This window comes from Caloramator quimbayensis, assembly GCF_900167605.1.
Lineage (GTDB): Bacteria > Bacillota > Clostridia > Clostridiales > Caloramatoraceae > Caloramator_B > Caloramator_B quimbayensis.
Map to the genome: position 1 here is coordinate 18,332 of NZ_FUYH01000011.1, position 20,069 is coordinate 38,400.

Sequence of the window (20,069 nt, forward strand, 5' to 3'; positions counted from 1 at the left end):
GATATATTATGTTTGATAGCAGTAAAGTAAAACTTGGGATTGCTCCAATAGCATGGACAAATGATGACATGCCGGAGCTCGGAAGTGAAAATACATTTGAGCAGTGCATAAGTGAGATGGCGCTTGCAGGATTTACAGGAAGCGAAGTTGGAAACAAGTACCCAAAAGATACAAAAATTCTTAAAAAAGCTTTAGATTTAAGAGGAATATCCATTGCAAGCGCATGGTTCAGCGCATTTTTAACAACAAAACCCTTTGAAGAGACAAAAGAAGCTTTTATAAAGCACAGGGATTTTCTTTATGAAATGGGTGCAAAGGTTATAGTTGTTGCAGAGCAGGGCCACAGCATACAGGGAATGATGGATGTTCCAGTGTTTGATAAAAAACCTGTTTTTACTGAAGAAGAATGGGAAAAACTTGCAAGAGGCCTTGAAGAATTAGGAAAGCTTGCACTTGAAAAGGATATGAAGGTAGTATATCACCACCACATGGGAACGGGAGTTCAGACAACAGAAGAAATAGATAAACTTATGGAAATGACTAATGAAAACCTTGTATATCTGCTGTTTGATACCGGACATTTAACCTTCTCGGGAGAAAATCCAGAAGAAATACTTAAAAAATATGTAAAAAGAATAAAACATGTTCACCTTAAAGATATAAGGCAGGATGTTTTGAAAAAAGTAAAAGATGAAAAATTAAGTTTTCTTCAGGCAGTAAAAGAGGGAGTATTTACAGTTCCGGGAGATGGGATGATTAACTTTGAACCTCTGTTTAAAATACTTGAAGAAAATAAATATGAAGGTTGGTTCGTAGTTGAAGCAGAACAGGACCCGGCAAAAGCAAATCCTCTTGAATATGCTATAAAGGCAAGAAAATATATTAAAGAAAAAACAGGACTATAGGGGGTGTAATTATGGAAAAGAAATTAAAAGTTGGTATTATCGGTGCTGGAAGAATAGGAAAAATACATGCTGAAAATATTGTAAAAAAGTTTGGATATGTTGAAGTTAAAGCTATTGCTGATGTATACGCCGATAAAATTAAAGATTTTGCACAAAGTCTTGGCATCAAGAATGTATATGACAATTATAAAAAAATAATAGATGATCCTGAAATAGATGCAGTTATAATATGTTCTTCAACAAATACTCATTCGCAAATCAGTATAGAGGCTGCAAATGCTGGAAAACATATATTTTGTGAGAAACCTATTGATTATGATGTTGAAAGAATAAATGCCGTACTTGAGGCAGTTAAAAGAGCAGGAATAAAGTATCAAGTAGGTTTTAACAGAAGATTTGACCATAACTTTAAAAAGGTTCGTGAACTTGTTAAAGATGGTAAAGTTGGAGATGTTCAAATTGTTAAAGTAACTTCAAGAGACCCTGCACCACCTCCAGCAGAATATGTTAAAGTATCTGGAGGAATGTTCCTTGATATGACAATTCATGATTTTGACATGGTAAGATATCTTACAGGAAGTGAAGTAGTTGAAGTTTATGCTAATGCTACAGTTCTTGTTGATCCTGCAATTGGAGAAGCAGGAGATGTTGATACTGCATTAATAAGTTTAAAGTTCAAAAACGGTGCAATAGGTGTTATAGATAATAGCAGAAGAGCTGCATATGGATATGACCAAAGAGTTGAAGTATTCGGTTCAAAAGGTAAAGCTGAAGCTATGAATGATACACCAACTACAGTTGTTTTAAGTACTGAGGATGCTGTTACATCAGATAAGCCAAAGTATTTCTTCCTTGAAAGATATATGGACTCCTTTGCTGATGAAATGAAGGAATTTTTTGATGCAATATTAAATGATACTCCAACACCTGTATCGGCTATTGACGGATTAAAACCAGTGTTAATTGGGCTAGCAGCAAAAAAATCCTTTGAAGAAGGAAAACCTGTAGTACTTGTAGAATAAATAATTAAAATAAATATGGATGGTGGGCCAAGCTTACCATCCATTTTTAACAGGGAGGAATAAAAGTGGAATTTAGTCTTGGTTTTTCTAAAACAACAATGAAGGTTAATGTTGATGAAAAAAATCTTTTGGGGGTTCTTCATGCTAATGAAGTTGAGATTGGGTTAACAGGAGCTGATGAGGTTAAACGATCAATTGAAAATCCAATTAATTCAAAGAGACTTTGTGAAATAATAAAAAAAGGCGAGAAAATAGCGATAATTACCAGTGATATAACAAGACCTATGCCAAGCAAGATTGTTCTTCCTTTTGTATTAGAAGAGCTTAAAAAGGCAGGAGTACAGGATGAAGATATTACAATCGTGTTTGCACTTGGAAGCCATAGAAAGCATACAGAAGACGAGAAAAAATATCTTGTTGGAGAGGAAATATACAAAAGAATAAAATGCGTTGATAGTGATGTGAAGGACTATGTTCATTTTGGATATACGAAAAACAATACCCCTATTAATATTTTCAGGGCTGTTGCAGAGGCAGACAGAAGGATTTGCCTCGGAAATATAGAGTATCACTATTTTGCAGGTTACAGCGGGGGAGCTAAGGCTATAATGCCTGGTGTATCTACAAGAGAAGCGATTCAGGCGAACCACAGCAGGATGGTTGATGAGAAAGCTCATGCAGGAAATATTGAGACAAATCCTGTAAGACAAGACATAGAAGAGACAGTTAAATTTGTACCTATTGACTTTATAGTAAATGTAGTACTTGATGAAAAAAAGAATATAATAAAATGCGTATCGGGACATTATATAGATGCTCACAGAGAAGGATGCCACTTTTTGGACAGTTTTTATAAAATTAAGATAAAGGAAAAGGCTGATATTGTAATTACATCTCCTGGAGGATTTCCAAAGGACATTAATCTTTATCAGGCACAAAAAGCTCTTGATAATGCAAAACATGCAGTTAAAAAAAATGGTATAATAATACTTGTTGCATCATGCAGAGAAGGTCTTGGAGAACATACATTTGAGGAATGGCTTTTAAATGCTGAAAAGAGTCAAGATCTTATTGAAAGAGTGAAAAAGGATTTTAAACTTGGAGGGCATAAAGCCGCAGCAATTGCAATGGTTCTTCAAAATGCAAGAGTATTTCTTGTATCAGAACTTGAACCTGATTTTGTAAAAAGTATTTTTCTTGAGCCTTATTCTGATGCACAATCTGCATATGAAAGTGCCCTTGCTGAAATTGGAAGTGATGCAAAGGTTTTAATTATACCCCATGGAGGATCAATTCTACCTTGTGTGTAAAGGACTGATATTATGGAATTAAAGCAAAGAAATATGCAAACCATGCTTGAACTTGTAAAGGTTCCTGGAATTTCAGGGACTGAGAGCGAAAACCTAACTGCAGGAAAGATTTACGGAATTTTATCTGAGTTTGAATACTTTAAAACAAATAGTGAGAATTTAAAACTTATTGAAATTAAGGGAGACCCATATAGAAGGTGTTTTGTGTCGGCACTTTATAAAAGCAAATATAATACAAATAAAACTATTATATTAACAGGGCACTTTGATGTTGTGGGAGTCGAGGAGTTCGGACATTTAAAGGATTTTGCCTTTAGTCCTGTTGAGCTAACAAATAGGATAGATGAGCTTGAATTGAGTGATGAAGCAAAGCATGATTTAGAATCTAACGACTACATATTTGGCAGGGGAACTGCGGATATGAAGTTTGGCTTGTCCCTTTATATTGAGCTATTAAGGGATATATGCAATGAAGATAATCTTAACGGCAATGTCCTTTTTTTAGCTGTACCGTCGGAAGAGAGCAATTCCGAGGGTATGCTTGGGGCACTGCCTTACCTTACTGAGCTTCAAGAAAATGGACTTGAATTTATAAGTCTTTTCCTTTCTGAATGCTCTATGCCAAAACATGATGATACTATAAAATACATATACCTCGGTTCAGTTGGAAAGATAATGCCTCTATTTTTCTTTGCAGGTAAGGAAACTCATGTACACGAACCTTTTACAGGACTTAATGCTAATCTTTTAGCATCAGAGCTTAATAGATTATTTGAATTAAACAGCGATTTTTGCGACAGGATAGGAGATGATACAGTACCCCCTCCAACCTGTTTAAAACAGATGGATTTAAAGGAGCTTTACTCTGTTCAAACTCCTCTTTATGCTGCGTCATACTACAATCTTATGACATTAGATTTAAACGCTAATGACTTAATAATAAAACTTAAAAACTTATGTGAAAAAGCATTTATTAATGCTTTTGATATTGTAGAGAAAAGAAGAATTGAATATGAAGGTATATCAGGTGAAAAAATTAATAAAAAGCATTTAAAGTATACTGTATTGACATATGAGGAGCTATTTAATGAAGTTAAAAAAATATATGGAGAAAGCTTTAATGATGAATTAAGGCTAAAGGTTAAAAAGTGGCAGGACGAAAAAATGGATAATCAGAATATAGCTATAAATATTGTTAAAGAAACCTATGAAAAATATCCAAACAAAGTTCCAACAATAGTTATAGCCTTTTCTCCGCCCTATTACCCTGATAAAAGTGCTGACCTTTCTGATATCAGAGTGAAAAAGCTTCACAATATTATTAATGAAATTATAGAGATAGGTAAGAGAGAATATGGACAAATTATTGAAAAACAAAACTATTTTACTGGGATTTGCGATTTAAGTTATACAGGTATAAAATGTGAAGAAAAGCTTAATATAATATCTTCTAATCTTTTAGGACTTGGATTAAACTACAATCTTCCTATAGAATCATTAAAAAAGCTTAATATACCTGCTGCTAATTTTGGAGGACTTGGAAAAGATTTTCACAAATACACCGAGAGGCTTAATATATCCTATTCCTTTGATGTGGTACCGAAGCTGTATAAGCATATAATTAGTAAAATTTTCGATTAAAAGTATGAAGGAGGAAGATAATAATGAATGATGAAAATAAAAAATATGAAACTGCTATATTTGCAGGAGGATGCTTCTGGTGTATGGTATCTCCCTTTGACATACTTGATGGCGTTATAAAGGTAGAATCAGGCTATACAGGCGGTCATCTTGAAAATCCTACATATAAAGATGTCAAATCTCAGACTTCGGGACATTATGAAGCCATAAGGATTATATATGATCCTGAAATAATAACATATAAAAAACTTCTCGATGCTTATTGGAGGCAGATTGATCCAACGGATGATGAAGGACAGTTTCATGACAGAGGACCTTCCTATAGAACAGCAATATTTTATACTACTGAAGCTCAAAGAATTGAGGCGGAAAAATCTAAAAATGAGCTTGAAAACTCTAAAAGGTTTGAAAAGCCAATAGTTACACAGATACTTCCTGCAAAAACTTTTTACCTTGCAGAGGAATATCACCAAGATTTTTATAAAAAGAGTCCCGAGGAATATAAAAAGGACAGAGGAATATCGGGAAGGGATGAGTTTATAAGAAAACATTGGGGAGAAGATTATTATAGTATTTTTTAATTTTAGGCTGGTTTGAAATAAAAAATTATATTTCAAACCAGCCTTTATATATATTCTAAATTCAAATTCATAGATGTATAGAGATTTGAAATAATATTTTCATAAATTTGTAACTATTTCCTATTCTATATACTATATAATATTTAGTGATGTAATATTTACTAAATATGATCACGATGGAAATAATTAGATTAGAAAGATTTTAATTAAGGAGGTTACGTAAATGAAAAAAATCTCAAAAATTTTATCTATTGTTATTTTATGTATACTTATTATAAGTATACCCTGCTATGCTGCTACAGATAAAAAAACGCAGCAGAATGTAGTCAGCACCTATATATCTCAGGCACAAAATACAATTCAAAAGATTGAGGAGGAGAAAAAGACTGTATCTCAGGTTATAGATGCAGTAAACCAGTCGGTTGTTGCAGTTATTGGGCAGAACACAAAATATAGAAATGATGATCAAGTTTATTCAAAATATCCACAAAATCTTCAGTTTGGCTCTGGAGTTGTTGTGAGCAGCGATGGAAGAATTATTACTAACAACCATGTAGTTGACGGTCTTGATGATATCTATGTTGTAACCTATGATGGAAATGCTTACAAGGCAAAGCTTTTATATGCGGATAAGGATATAGATTTAGCCCTTATAAAGATAAACAGAAGTAATATGAAGCCAATTAAATTTGCAAGTGAAAAGGATTTTGATGTAGGTGATGATGTTGTAGCTATTGGGACGCCTTTATTTTTTGGATACAGGAATAGTGCAAGCAAAGGAATAATAAGCGGGCTTAACAGACCAGTGGATGGAGTTTACATGTATCTTCAAACCGATGCTGCTGTAAATCCTGGAAACAGCGGAGGACCTCTTGTTAATATGAAGGGAGAACTTGTAGGAATTAATACCCTTGGATATACATTTTATCAGGGCATGAATTTTTCTATTCCTGTTGACAATGTTACTTATTTTATAGACCAATATAATAAATATGGAAAGATAAAAAGATGTTACACAGGAATAGAATTTGAAGAGAACTGGGCAGCCCTTCTTGGAATACCTACAAATCAAGGACTTAAAGTTGCAGCTATTAAAAATGATGCAGCAGTTTCAAAGGATGAGGTTAAAGAAGGAGATTTTCTTGAAAGTATCGATGGAGTTAAAATAAGTTCAATAGCAGAGTATAATGAAGCGCTGAAGAAACATCTTCCGGGGGATAAGATAAAAATGACTTTTAAAAGGGAAGATAAGACCTTTGAAATTACAGTAACATTAAAGGAACTTATTAAAAAGGACAATTAAAGGAAGGTGAATAATGTGAAAAAGATAAAGAAATTATTTTCAATAATAATTGCTGCTATTGTAATAGCTGCGATTATACCAGTATATTCCTTTGCGCAGGATGATGATGGAAAGATAGATTTATACCGTGCTTTTTCAAATCAAAACGATATAATGAAAAATCAGGTAGGAAGCAGAGTATATAAATGGTCAATGTATCTTCCAGATGATGGTATGGTGTATAAATCTGATAGGGCAAACTTTTTTAATATGTCAACAAACAGCTATAGGGCTAATATACAGCTTATGGTCAGCAAAAATGAGGATGAATTAACATTAGAGGATATATTATATAAGATGCAGAACAGCTCAAGACAGCAGAATTACTGGATTTGGGGAGATAAGGAATACAACATGGAGATTGCAACGGATTCCTACAACCAAAGATTTATAAAAGTAGTTAAAACGGAAAAGTATTATGATTATTTTCTTGTAGATAAGGCTGCAGAGGAATTCAGTGATTATATTGAAAACAGGATATATATTGCAAATAATTATATTTACAATCTAACTGTTCAGATGCAAGGGGAATTTTACAGAGGACATCAGGATATGTTTAATAAGCTTGTAAATTCTTTTAAAACTTCCTATGACAGCAATAACCCAAATATTAAGGAACTCTCTGAATCTGTAAGTACAACAAGGGAATTTAAGAATAATAGTTACGGCTGGAAGATAACTTTAAGCCCTTACTATAAGGTAGATGGAGTGCCAAATTCAAGAAATCAAAGCTTCAGTCCTGTTTATTCAGATGAAGAACTTAATATGATGAATACAAAAACTGAAGAAAATAATGATGTGAAAATCAATGAAGGAATAACAGTATCTTTAATAAGCTCAAGCGGTAATAAGGAAACAGCTTCAAGTTTTGCACAAAAGGAAATAGATATGATAAAAAATAACTACAACAGCAGCGTATATGAGATACTTAAAAATGAGCCTTTCAATAAAAATGGAATGGATGCTCAAAGAGTTGTTATAAGGTTTAAAACGACTACTAATAATTCTTATGTTGTAAGCAGTCTTTATGTTGTTGGAAATGGGTACAAATATCTTGTTAATGCTATTATTAAAGACGATAAGTATAAAGATGCAAATAAGAGAAAGGATTTTGACAATATGATAGAATCCTTTACCCTCGACAGTTCACTATTGAGTAAATACCTTGGGAAGATAGTTTCAGCCGATTCTCTTATTGATTTTAATGCTGCAAGGGAATTAAAGACAAAGAAATATGATTTTAAAACAAAGCTTACAAAGGGATGGGATATACTCAGCAAGAACAGCGAAATGTTTGGTTACTATGATAAATATATGTATATGCCTGAAGAATACTATTATAATGATGGTAATGTAAGCAATATTGAATATGTAAGTGCTTTTGAGCCTGTAAGCAATATAAACATAAACATGACAGCAGGACTTAATGCAAATCCAATTGATGATATAGTCTCTGATAATGTTAGTAGTTACTTAAGGGACAGTGACATTGCAATAGGAGTTGCAAAAATAAAGATACAGTCAGCAGAATACAATGGAGCACAAATATTTAAAATTTCAAAGGAATACGATATTAAAGAAATAAATGATTTTGTAAACAGCGATGCAACAAAGATTTATAATCTTGATAGAACAAGTAATATATATCAGTATATTGTAAAGATTGGTAAGGACACATTTACACAGACCATTACAATCCCTGTTTCAAAGACCTCAGACAAAAATATGAAAAATATAAAAAGCATATGGGAAAATACTACAATAAACAAGGTTAACTACAGTACATTATCTTTAAACTTTAAGGACAGGAAGCTTTCAGAGTTTGATAAGATGAATAAATAAGGTAAAGGAGCACGAGAGTGCTCCTTTTAAAATAGTTTTTGTGATGCTATAATACGGTTAGACAAGATATTATGAAAGTTTTTAAAAAAGCGGGCTTTTTTTGGAGGATATTATGAAAACAGCTATAATAACAGGTGCATCATCGGGAATAGGTCTTGAATTAAGTAAAAGTTTAATTGAATCAGGTTTTAAAGTTTATGGCTTTGGGAGAAATTTTGATGAGAATAATTTAAAAGATACAAATTTTATTCCTGTAATTTGTGATTTGACGAATGTTGATAATTTGACACAAATTATAAAGGGTATAAAAAGCAAAGAAGATGTATATGTTTTAGTAAACAATGCAGGGGTTGGATATTTTGGCCCTCATGAGGAGCTAAACAGCAGGAAGATACATGAGATGGTCATGATAAATTTAGAAGTGCCCTTAATATTAACTCAGCAGCTTCTTAGGGATTTAAAGAAGAATGAGGGATATATTATAAATATTTCATCGGTTACAGCAAAAAAGATAAGTACCTATGGGTGTGCCTATGCAGCTACCAAGGCAGGGCTTTCACATTTTGCAGAAAGCTTGTTTGAGGAAGTTAGAAAATATGGAGTAAAGGTTGTAACTATACATCCTGATATTACTAAAACTAACTTTTATAGAAATGCAAATTTTAAAGAAGGAGAAAAGGAGGATACATATATATATCCTGCAGAAATTGCAGATGCTGTTAAAATGGTTTTGACTCAAAGGGAAGGCTTAGTACTAACCGATATAACTTTAAAACCCCAAAGACACAGAATAAGCAGGAAATAGTTATGATTAATTTTGAAATGAATCTTTAGATGATATATTTTATAAGAAACCATAAAAGAAAAACTCTGGATTATCCAGAGTTTAATTTTGTCCGTTTTTCGTCCGTTTTTATTTTTTAAAGTGGCAGGGGCAGAAGGAATCGAACCCTCAACCAACGGTTTTGGAGACCGCTACTCTACCAATTGAGCTATACCCCTGCGACAAAAACTATTATATATTATATTTGCAAAAAAGGCAATACCCTTTTAATATTTGTGCTTATGTTATTGATATGTTTTTCTTTTCCATTTAGTAAGAATTGAAAAAAACATTATAGAAGATGCATGTATTATCAAGATATATTATATCTTGATATATACTTTCTTCCCACGTATATATTTCTATGTTCATAGCTGCTTTTTAAGGTGAAGACTGTGTGTTATTCTTTAATAGCTTCATTGCCTCATCGAATAATTCCTGTATAAGCAGCCTAAAACCATCCTTTGTAATTACGCTTTTGATAACTGCAGGAAGCTTATCGTACTGGCTTACAACCCATTCTAATTTGTCCTTTCCTTCTGATATTGAGAATTCTTCTGCCCTTTTTTCAATGTAGAGCATAAGCTCAAGAGCAATTTTTTTAGCTAATGTTCTATTTACAAGATAATAGATTATGAGAATTACAACTGTTGTAATAATTCCCCAATATGCCATAGTATCCCCTCCTGATAAATATAATATGAAGTCAATTTACAGGAGGTTAAAACTTTATCTTAATTTATTTCCACAATAAGGACAATATATAAAATTATTATCCACCTCATTTTTACAATTTGGGCAGATATTATAGTCGTAGTTATTATAAAGAGGTCTTAAATCTTCATCATTAAGGGGTATATCCCTTCCTCTTTCAATCTCTTCCCCTTTTTCTATGGGTATCTCAAAGGGGCGGTTGCAGCATCTTGAAATTATATAGTATTTCTTTGACCACTTTATAATTGGTATGAAGAAAAAGTGAAAAACATTATAGGTTTTAATCAGCCTGAAGGAAGTCATAGCACCGCAGGCTTTACATATGACGTTTTGGATGTCTTTTATTTCTTCTTGTTTTGTTTCTATTCCGAAAATGCCTATAAAAAACATATGAATCCCTCCCTTATTATATCATTTTACCTTAACAGCATCATTTTTTAAATCTTTATGATAAAATTATCATAGGCACAAAATGGAATACTGCTGTAATCAATATGTTTTATTTGATTTCACTGAAAATGAGATAGATGTGAAATAAAAATATATACATCTATGATTACGGCAATGTTTAGATTAAACCTTATTAAAATATATAGTATAATATATATAAAAAATGGTGGTGATATTATGAGAAGCATCGTTGAAATAATAGAAGAAAGTCCAATTATTGCAGCAGTCAGAGATGTTAAGGAACTTGAAGGGGCGATAGAGAGCAGAGCAGGTATAATTTTTATGCTCTGTGGGAGCATTTTAAACATGAATCAGATTATAAAAAGGATTAAAAATAAAGATAAGTATGTGTTTATTCATATAGATTTAGTAGAGGGGCTTGGAAGAGACAGTGCAGCGGTAGAGTTTTTAAAAGGAGTTGGAGCTGATGGCATAATAACGACAAGACCTTCCCTTATAAAGGATGCAAAATCCTGCGGTATGTATGCAATACAAAGGCTTTTCATGGTTGATTCCCGCTCCCTTGAGACGGGTATTAAAAGCATTTTAGATGAAAGGCCTAATGCAGTTGAAATAATGCCTGCAGCAACTTCAAAAATAATTAAAAAAATACATGAGAAAATAAACATACCAGTTATAGCTGGAGGACTTGTGCTTGAAAAGAGCGATGTTATAAATGCACTGTCTAATGGTGCAGTTGCAGTATCTACATCTCAAAACTTCTTATGGGATGAATAGATTAATGTATAATAAATTTGTATAAAAAAATACCTGGAGAATTTTCTCCAGGCTAATGGGTAAATGGGTTGGGGTTTATTTGTTGCCGCTTTTATTATTCTATCATATTTTTGTATTTTGTGTGTTAAGATTTTGTAAACAAAGGTAAAGACATGTCGAAAACAATAAAATAATAGGAGATGTGTTTATGGATATTAAAGTACTTGGTATTGAAACAAGCTGTGATGAAACATCGGCGGCAGTTATTTTAAATGGGAGGAAGGTCTTATCAAACGTAATATCTTCACAGATAGATATACATAAAAAATTCGGAGGGGTAGTACCTGAGGTAGCATCAAGAAAGCATGTTGAGGCTGTGTGCAATGTAGTAAAGCAGGCATTAGATGAGGCAGGGTTATCTTTTAAAGATATAGATGTAATAGCAGCAACCTATGGCCCAGGGCTTGTGGGAGCTCTTTTAGTCGGTCTTTCCTATGCGAAGGGTTTAGCCCTTTCCTTAAACAAACCCTTTATTGGTGTAAATCATATAGAGGGGCATATAAGTGCAAACTATATCGCTCACACTAATCTTGAGCCTCCTTTTGTATGTCTTGTAGTTTCAGGAGGTCATACCCATCTTGTATATGTAAAGGACTATGGAGAGTACGAAATTATAGGAAGAACGAGGGATGATGCTGCAGGTGAGGCTTATGATAAGGTTGCAAGGGCAATAGGACTTGGATATCCAGGAGGGCCACTTATAGATAAACTTGCAAAGGAAGGAGACAAAAATGCAATAAAATTTCCAAGGGCTTATCTTGAGGATGAGAGCTTTGATTTTTCCTTCAGCGGTCTTAAATCTGCGGTTTTAAATTATCTTAATAAGATGAATATGCAGGGACTTGAAATAAATAGAGCAGATGTTGCAGCAAGTTTTCAGCAGTCAGTTGTTGAGGTTCTTGTGGATAAGTCTATAACTGCTGCAAAATATAAAGGAGTTGATACTTTATGCATTGCAGGAGGTGTTGCATCTAATAGTGAACTTAGGAATCAATTGGAGAAAAGATGTAAAAAAGAAGGAATAAGATTTTTATATCCAAATACAATATTATGTACTGATAATGCTGCGATGATAGCCTGTGCAGGGTATTATGATTATATAAAATACGGGCCTTCGAAATTGTCGCTTAATGCAGTAGCTTCATTAAAAATAGGAGAAAGGTGTGAATAAACTCGATTAATTGTTAGTAAATTTTAATATGTTGATAAAAATATGTGGATAGTGTGAAATACTGTTGAAAAACTTTTGTATAAAGGGATTTTGACTGTGGATAAGTATGTGGATATTGTGGATATTAACATAATATTTATAATATAAAGTAAAATGCTGAATTTTTAATTTAGTTTAAATAATTGAAGAGGGTATGGGAGGTAATTTATGTATAAGCTTATTATTGTTGATGATGAAGAGGAAGAAAGAAAAGGCATTATAAATAAAATAGAATGGGATAAATATGGATTTGAGATTGCTGGAGAAGCTGAAAATGGAATAGAGGCTTTAGAGATTGCTGAAAGGGTAGAACCTGATATTGTTATTACAGATATCAAGATGCCATTCATGGATGGTCTTACTTTATGTAGTAAAATAAGGAATATGCATCCTAACACAAAAATAATTATCTTAACAGGATTTGACCAATTCGAATATGCACAAAAAGCTATTAAATTTGATGTTATTGAATATATTTTAAAACCTGTTTCATCAAAAGAACTTCTTGAAGTTCTTATAAATGTGAAGAAAAAAATGGATGATGAAATTGCTCAAAAAAAAGATATAGAAGTATTAAAAGAATATTATAACAAAAGCTTTCCTATTTTAAGACAGACATTTTTATGTTCTATAGTTTCAAAGAAGATAAAAAAAGATGAGATAATAGAGAAGTTAGAAACTTATAATGTTAAAATAATGGGTAAAATTTTTGCAATTGCTTTAATTAGTATTAACTTTAATAAGTTTGAAGATACATATTGCTTAGCTGACGTCAGAAAAGATGATATTAAGTTCAATGAAAATGATGAATATGTTAAATTAGGTGTTCTTAAAGTTTGTGAGGAAATAGTTGAAAAGCATGAAATAGGAATTTCTTTTATGAATGAAGATTTTATCGTATTGATATTATCAGATTCGGATGATAATAATGATATATTTATGTCAAGAATTCTTTTAACACTCGAAGAAATAAGACAATCGATTAAAAAGTTTTACAATATATCATGTACTATTGGGATAGGCAGTTTATTTAAAGAAATCGATTTTATTAGTAATGCATATAAGAGTGCTGTTTCTGCAGTCAGTTATGGATCTATAATTGATGATAATATAATATATATTGAAGATGTAGAACCCCAAATTGTACAAGAAACAATATTTGATCAATTTAAAGAAAAAAGACTATTAAATAGTATAAAGTTTGGTACTAAAAATGAAACAGTCGAAATAATAGAAGGATTATTTAAAGAGATAGTAGATTCTAAAATGTCATATAAAAATTATCAAATATATTTAATTGGAATAATTAATACAATATTAAAAGTTATACAAGATTTGCACATTGATTTAGATAATATTTTTGAGGATAACTGCGATATATTTTATGAAATATTAAAAATGAAGGAAATAAAAGAGGTTGAACTCTTGCTAATTAATATATGTTTAAAGATAAAAAGCAAAATTGTAAGGGAAAGACAGAACTCTTATAAAGAAATTGTACAAGCTTCTATCAAATATATAAACGAAAATTACAACGATAGTGAGCTTTCAGTAGAAAAAGTTTGTAAAATACTTCATGTAAGTCCGGCATATTTTAGTACAATTTTTAAAAAAGAAACAAAGTATACCTTTGTAAATTATTTAACCAATATTAGGATGGAAGCTGCTAAAGAACTTTTAAAAACAACTAATTATAAAACATTAGAGATAGCTAAAAGGGTTGGTTATTCAGAACCTAATTATTTTAGTTATTGCTTTAAAAAGAACTTTAATATATCCCCATCAGAGTACAGAAATAGTATTTAGCTGTAAAGGAGATGGGCCTTTGAAAGAAAAAATGATGAAAGAAGTGAAAAAATATTATAAATTATTTAAAAATTCAATTGAATTTAAAAGTATACAGTTTGTTATTAGTGTATCTTTTATTTTAATCACTATTCTGGCAATGCTGTTTATCGGTATTGCCCTTTATAATAAAGTTTCACGCCTTTCAGAGCAAAATGCAATATTAAATACAAGACAGATAATAGATCAGGTTAACACAAACTTAGATTATTATATGAAAAGTATGATAGAAATTTCTGATTATATAGATAATGCAATATATAATGATTATGATTTGCAGAACGGAAATCTTAAGCAACAAATGAATGTAATTGTAAACTCAAGAAAAGATATAGTAACTCTTGCAATATTTTCTGAAGATGGTGAGCTTATTCTTAGTGTTCCTTCAGATAAAATGAAAAGTACAACAAATATCAAAGAACAGGATTGGTTTACAACTCCTTTAAAAGAACCTGGTAATTTATATTTTTCATCTCCGCATGTACAAAATATATTCGATGGACAGCATAGATGGGTTGTTTCATTAAGCAGAAAGATTACAATAAATAAAAATGGAAGAAGGATTCCAGGAGTCTTGCTCGTAGATATGAATTTTAGTGTAATTGAGCAGTTATGTACAAAAGTATCATTTGGAGAAAAAGGATATATATATATTATTGATTCTAAAGGTAATATAGTTTATCATCCTCAGCTTCCTCTTATTAATGTGGGATTAAAACAAGAAAATGTAAAAGAGGTACAGGAACATGTTTTTGGAAGATATTTTGATAAGGTAAATGGAGAGAGGCGCCTTATAACTATAGAAACAGTAAATTTCTGTAGATGGAGAATAGTTGGAATTGCTTATATGGATGAAATATCAACTGTTAAAAAAGATATATTGTTTTATATTTTTTGGGTTTTTGTATTTGGCATACTGCTTTTTATTTTTATTTCAGCAATCATATCTTCTAAAATTTCAAGACCAATAAAACAACTGGAAAAATCGATGAAGATGGTTGAGCAAGGACAATTAAATATAAATCTTGATATTAAAGGAGAAGCTGAAGTAGCTCAACTGTCACGTACCTTTAACTTAATGGTTTTAAGAATAAGACAGCTTATGAATCAAATTGTACAAGAACAAGAGTCTAAAAGGATAAGTGAACTTAATGCACTTCAAGCGCAAATAAATCCTCATTTTTTATATAATACATTAGATTCTGTTGTATGGATGGCGGAAAATGGGAAACATGATGATGTAATATGTATGGTTACAGCACTTGCAAGATTATTTAGGATAAGTATAAGCAGAGGAAAGAATATAATAAATGTATCAGAAGAACTTGAGCATGCAAGAAATTACCTTGTTATACAAAGCATAAGATATAGAAATAAATTTGAATATGAATTCAATATACAAGAAGAGGCGTTAAGATATAAAACTTTGAAATTAATTCTTCAGCCTATTATAGAAAATGCAATATATCATGGAATAGAATATATGGTTGATAAAGGAAAGATTAAAATATCAGTTTCCATTGAAAATGATAAGTTGTTGTTTATAGTTGAAGATAATGGAGTAGGAATAGAACCGGAAGTATTAAACAGTCTTTTGGATAAAGAATTAAATAAAAAAAGGGATTCGGGTGTGGGAGTAAAAAATGTACATGAAAGAATACAATTGTATTTTGGAAAGCAGTATGGATTGAAAATAGAAAGTGAGTTGGATGAGGGTACTATTGTTCAGATATGGCTTCCTCTTATTGAAGAAGTAAGTAAGGAGGATAAACAAAATGAAATATAAAATAAGTATTCTTTTAATATTATTTATTTTGATTTTATCTGAAAGCTGTATGGTTAATAAAAGTACAAGTTCTAACTTTATTAACAATAAAAGGAAAAATATAGTTTTTATTTCTAAGATGAGTTATGGATATCATTGGGCTACTGTAAAACAGGGGGCTATTGCTGCATCAAAGGAATTTAATGTTGATATTGATTTTGCAGCTCCTGATCTTGAAGAGAATGTTGAAGAACAGATTAAGCTTGTAAATAATGTTATAGATAATAATGATAAAACTGTAAATGCAATTGTTCTTGCGGCAAGTGACTATGATGAACTTGTTGATGTAATTGAAAAAGTTTATGATAAAAATATTCCCGTAATAGTAATTGATTCTGAAGTTAATACATCTAAGATAAGCAGCAATATTATTACTGATAATTTTGAAGCAGGTAAAAAGATGGGAAATATCCTTGTGGATATTTGTGGCAAGAAAGCAAAAATCGCAATAATGAGTTTTATTAAAGGCTCTAGAAATGCAAAGCAAAGAGAAGATGGATTAATTAGTATTATCGCAAAGTATCCAGATATAAAATTAATATCTAAAGAATATTGTTATTCAGATACTTCTCTTGCATGTAATTTAACAAAAAAATTATTATTAGAAAATGAAGATATTGATGGAATTGTAGCATTAAATGATATATCATCTGAAGGAGTAGCTTTAGCTGTTGATGAAATGAAATTAGGGGGGAAGGTAAAGGTAATTGCATATGACAGTACAACACAGGAACTTCATTATTTGGAAAAAGGAGTAATACAAGCGCTTGTAATAGAAAATCCATTTAGTATAGGATATTTAGGTGTAAAATTTGCAGTTGACAAACTTAATGGTAAGAAGATACCAAGTAAATATCTAATGGAAACAAAAGTAATAGATAAAAATAATATGTATCTTCCTGAAAATCAAAGGATGTTATTTCCTTTTGTGTGGTAAAAACACAAAAGGATTTTTATATATTTGATAAGAATTTTATATTTAAATATAACAGAATTTTGTGATAATTATATATAGTAGTAAAAATATTATAAAGTAAAGTCTATAAGGCTAAAAATATGAATATTAGTATACTTATTAGACTTTATTTTGTAATAAATTTATAAAAAAGGGGGATTTTTCATGAAAAAAGCAGGCGTAATACTGCTAACAGTAACATTATTATTATCAACTGTATTTACAGGATGTGGAAGTCAGCAATCATCATCAGGGAATACTCAGTCAAAACCAACTATAGGAGTTGCAATTTATAAATTTGATGACACATTTATGACTGGTGTTAGAAACAATATATCAAAGGCAGCTGCTGATAGTGCTACAGTTGATATAGTAGATTCTCAAAATTCACAACCAACTCAAAACGATAAAGTAGATCTTTTTATAACAAAAAAATATAATGCATTAGCAATCAACCCAGTTGATCGTACTACGGCAGGTGTATTAATTGAAAAGGCTCAAAAAGCTAATATACCAGTTGTATTTTTTAATCGTGAACCTTTGGCAGATGATATGAAAAAATGGGACAAGGTATATTATGTAGGAGCTAAAGCAGAGCAGTCAGGAAGCCTTCAAGGACAGATTGTTGTTGATTATTGGAAATCACATCCTGAGGCAGATAAAAATAAAGATGGAAAGATGCAGTATGTTATGCTCAAAGGTGAACCAGGGCATCAGGATGCAGAACTTCGTACTAAATATTCAATTCAGGCTGTTCAAGATGCAGGAATTCAGGTAGAAAAACTTGCAGAAGATACAGGAATGTGGGATCGTGTAAAAGGCCAGGAAAAAATGGCTGCATTCCTTGCTTCTTTAGGAGATAAAATAGAAGTTGTATTTGCAAACAATGACGATATGGCACTTGGAGCAATTGAAGCATTAAAAGCTGCTGGATATTTTAAAGACGGGAAGTATATGCCAGTTGTTGGTGTTGATGCTACTGCTCCGGGAGTTGCAGCTCTTAAAGATGGCACAATGCTTGGAACTGTTTTAAATGATGCAAAAAATCAGGGAATAGCTACTTTCAAAGTAGCATATGTACTTTCACAGGGGCAGACACCAAGTAAAGAAAATACAGGATATGAAATTACAGATGGGAAATATATTTGGGTTCCTTATGTAAAGATAACAAAAGATAATATAGCTGATGCACAACAATAATATATATTTTATAGGGGAGTAATGAATTTATATTACTCCCTTATATTCCAGTATATTTCTAAAAATAGCAGTAATAAAACACGCAGGGAGGTAATTATATTGAATGGGGAAAATTTCATACTGGAAATGAACAATATTTCGAAAGAATTTCCCGGCGTAAAGGCACTTGATAATGTAACATTACAAGTACGCCCCGGCACAGTTCATGCACTCATGGGTGAAAATGGTGCAGGAAAATCAACTCTTATGAAATGTTTGTTTGGTATATATAAACATGATTCAGGAGAAATAATAATTGACGGTAATAAAGTTGAGATAAAAGATTCAAAAACTGCTATTAATTTAGGTATTTCTATGATACATCAAGAACTGCATCCTATTCCGTATAGGAGCGTTATGGAGAATATTTGGCTTGGGCGTTTTCCAATGAAAAATTATGTTTTGTTTAAACTTATTGATAATAAGAAGATGCATGAAGATACAATTAATTTATTCAGAAATCTTAATATAAATATAGAACCCAATACAATTGTAGGTACTATGTCAGTATCAAAAATACAATTAATGGAAATAGCTAAAGCTGTTTCTTATAATTCAAAGGTTATTATCATGGACGAGCCCACATCTTCTTTAACAGAAGATGAAGTAGATCATTTATTTACTATAATAAGGGATCTTAAAAATAGAGGGGTATCTATTATTTATATAACTCATAAAATAGATGAGGTTCTGAAAATAGCTGATGAAGTTACAATAATGAGAGACGGTAAAAAAATGGGAACATGGGTAGCCTCAGAACTTACAAGAGATTTAATAATATCAAAAATGGTAGGACGTGAACTTACAAATATGTTTCCACCAAAGAGTAATGTACCAGGAGAAGTGGTTTTAAGAGTTGAAAATCTTACATCACCTTTCCCAAAATCATTTAAGAATGTTTCCTTTGAGCTTAGAAAAGGTGAGATACTTGGGATAGGAGGACTAGTTGGAGCACAACGTACTGAGCTAGTAGAAGCCATTTTTGGACTCCGTTCAATTGAATCTGGAAAGATATTTATTAAAGATAAAGAAGTAAATATAAAATCACCGACTTATGCAAAAAACCATAGAATAGCGCTTTTAACAGAAGAACGAAGGGCAACAGGAATTTTTCCTATGCTTAGTGTTCTTGAAAATACAGTTATTGCTAATATAAAAGCATATAGAAAGCCGAGCCTTTTATTAGATAATAAAAAAATAAGAAAAGATGTAGAAAGAAGTATAGAAATGCTTAAAATAAAAACACCTTCCTATAAGACATTGATAAAAAATCTGTCAGGTGGCAATCAGCAGAAAGTGCTGATTGCAAGATGGCTGCTTACAACGCCAGATATATTAATATTAGATGAACCTACAAGGGGTATAGATGTTGGGGCAAAATATGAAATATATACTATAATAGCTGAACTTGCAAAGCAGGGAAAGAGCATAATAATGATATCTTCTGAAATGCCGGAATTAATAGGCATGTCTGATAGAATTATGGTTATGTGCGAAGGAAGAATGTCTGGAATTATAGAAGGTAATAAAGTGACTGAAGAAGAAATAATGCGCCTTGCTACTAAGTTCATAGCATAGGAGGGATAAC

At 31.5% G+C, this 20,069-nt stretch carries 17 protein-coding genes and 1 tRNA gene; 15 read left to right on the plus strand and 3 right to left on the minus strand.

The annotated features are described in order from the left end of the window. The first annotated feature begins 8 nt into the window (after positions 1-8). From iolE to B5D15_RS08430, 8 genes are all read left to right on the plus strand, one after another. A complete protein-coding gene (gene iolE, locus B5D15_RS08395) occupies positions 9-905 on the plus strand; it encodes a myo-inosose-2 dehydratase (RefSeq protein WP_078696669.1) in 897 nt (298 codons plus the stop codon). A gap of 11 nt (positions 906-916) precedes the next feature. Next, the gene (gene iolG / locus B5D15_RS08400) at positions 917-1,927 is read left to right on the plus strand and encodes an inositol 2-dehydrogenase (protein WP_078696670.1); all 1,011 of its coding nucleotides are present in this window, start codon (positions 917-919) and stop codon (positions 1,925-1,927) included. Between the two features lie 65 nt (positions 1,928-1,992). Further along, on the plus strand, positions 1,993-3,237 hold the full coding sequence (larAH6, locus tag B5D15_RS08405) for a nickel-dependent malate racemase, LarAH6 family (protein WP_143287252.1): 1,245 nt from the start codon (positions 1,993-1,995) through the stop codon (positions 3,235-3,237). A 12-nt stretch (positions 3,238-3,249) separates the two neighbouring features. Then, positions 3,250-4,878, plus strand: coding sequence for a M20/M25/M40 family metallo-hydrolase (locus B5D15_RS08410; RefSeq protein ID WP_078696671.1), 1,629 nt, complete (start codon positions 3,250-3,252; stop codon positions 4,876-4,878). Positions 4,879-4,901: 23 nt separating this feature from the next. Beyond that, positions 4,902-5,459, plus strand: coding sequence for a peptide-methionine (S)-S-oxide reductase MsrA (gene msrA / locus B5D15_RS08415; protein ID WP_078696672.1), 558 nt, complete (start codon positions 4,902-4,904; stop codon positions 5,457-5,459). A 223-nt stretch (positions 5,460-5,682) separates the two neighbouring features. Further along, positions 5,683-6,762 (plus strand): S1C family serine protease, encoded by a 1,080-nt coding sequence (locus B5D15_RS08420; protein WP_078696673.1) that lies wholly within the window; start codon positions 5,683-5,685, stop codon positions 6,760-6,762. Between the two features lie 15 nt (positions 6,763-6,777). Further along, positions 6,778-8,643, plus strand: a complete 1,866-nt coding sequence (locus tag B5D15_RS08425) for a hypothetical protein (protein WP_078696674.1) — start codon at positions 6,778-6,780, stop codon at positions 8,641-8,643. A 112-nt stretch (positions 8,644-8,755) separates the two neighbouring features. Further along, a complete protein-coding gene (locus B5D15_RS08430; RefSeq protein WP_078696675.1) occupies positions 8,756-9,448 on the plus strand; it encodes an SDR family oxidoreductase in 693 nt (230 codons plus the stop codon). Positions 9,449-9,569: 121 nt separating this feature from the next. Here the strand turns inward: B5D15_RS08430 and B5D15_RS08435 are convergent. The 3 genes from B5D15_RS08435 to B5D15_RS08445 form a co-directional block, all read right to left on the minus strand. Then, positions 9,570-9,645, minus strand: a tRNA-Trp gene (locus B5D15_RS08435). A gap of 202 nt (positions 9,646-9,847) precedes the next feature. Next, complete coding sequence (locus tag B5D15_RS08440; RefSeq protein WP_078696676.1) at positions 9,848-10,141, minus strand: hypothetical protein; 294 nt, start codon at positions 10,139-10,141, stop codon at positions 9,848-9,850. A 54-nt stretch (positions 10,142-10,195) separates the two neighbouring features. Continuing rightward, on the minus strand, positions 10,196-10,570 hold the full coding sequence (locus B5D15_RS08445; protein WP_078696677.1) for a zinc ribbon domain-containing protein: 375 nt from the start codon (positions 10,568-10,570) through the stop codon (positions 10,196-10,198). Positions 10,571-10,807: 237 nt separating this feature from the next. Between B5D15_RS08445 and B5D15_RS08450 the strand changes: the two genes are divergently transcribed. From B5D15_RS08450 to B5D15_RS08480, 7 genes are all read left to right on the plus strand, one after another. Continuing rightward, positions 10,808-11,368 carry a glycerol-3-phosphate responsive antiterminator gene (locus tag B5D15_RS08450; protein WP_078696678.1) on the plus strand — a complete coding sequence of 187 codons (561 nt, stop codon included), beginning with the start codon at positions 10,808-10,810 and terminating at the stop codon, positions 11,366-11,368. A gap of 187 nt (positions 11,369-11,555) precedes the next feature. After that, entirely contained in the window at positions 11,556-12,578 is a 1,023-nt protein-coding gene (gene tsaD / locus B5D15_RS08455; RefSeq protein WP_078696679.1) for a tRNA (adenosine(37)-N6)-threonylcarbamoyltransferase complex transferase subunit TsaD, read from the plus strand. Positions 12,579-12,785: 207 nt separating this feature from the next. Beyond that, the gene (locus B5D15_RS08460) at positions 12,786-14,423 is read left to right on the plus strand and encodes a response regulator transcription factor (protein ID WP_078696680.1); all 1,638 of its coding nucleotides are present in this window, start codon (positions 12,786-12,788) and stop codon (positions 14,421-14,423) included. A 19-nt stretch (positions 14,424-14,442) separates the two neighbouring features. Further along, positions 14,443-16,248 (plus strand): cache domain-containing sensor histidine kinase, encoded by a 1,806-nt coding sequence (locus B5D15_RS08465; protein WP_242948718.1) that lies wholly within the window; start codon positions 14,443-14,445, stop codon positions 16,246-16,248. Continuing rightward, positions 16,238-17,224, plus strand: coding sequence for a substrate-binding domain-containing protein (locus B5D15_RS08470; RefSeq protein WP_078696681.1), 987 nt, complete (start codon positions 16,238-16,240; stop codon positions 17,222-17,224). Before B5D15_RS08465 ends, B5D15_RS08470 begins: the two co-directional genes overlap by 11 nt. 183 nt (positions 17,225-17,407) lie before the next feature. Continuing rightward, positions 17,408-18,442, plus strand: a complete 1,035-nt coding sequence (locus tag B5D15_RS08475; protein WP_078696682.1) for a galactose ABC transporter substrate-binding protein — start codon at positions 17,408-17,410, stop codon at positions 18,440-18,442. 126 nt (positions 18,443-18,568) lie between these two features. Beyond that, positions 18,569-20,059, plus strand: coding sequence for a sugar ABC transporter ATP-binding protein (locus B5D15_RS08480; RefSeq protein ID WP_242948719.1), 1,491 nt, complete (start codon positions 18,569-18,571; stop codon positions 20,057-20,059). The last annotated feature ends 10 nt before the right edge of the window (positions 20,060-20,069 follow it).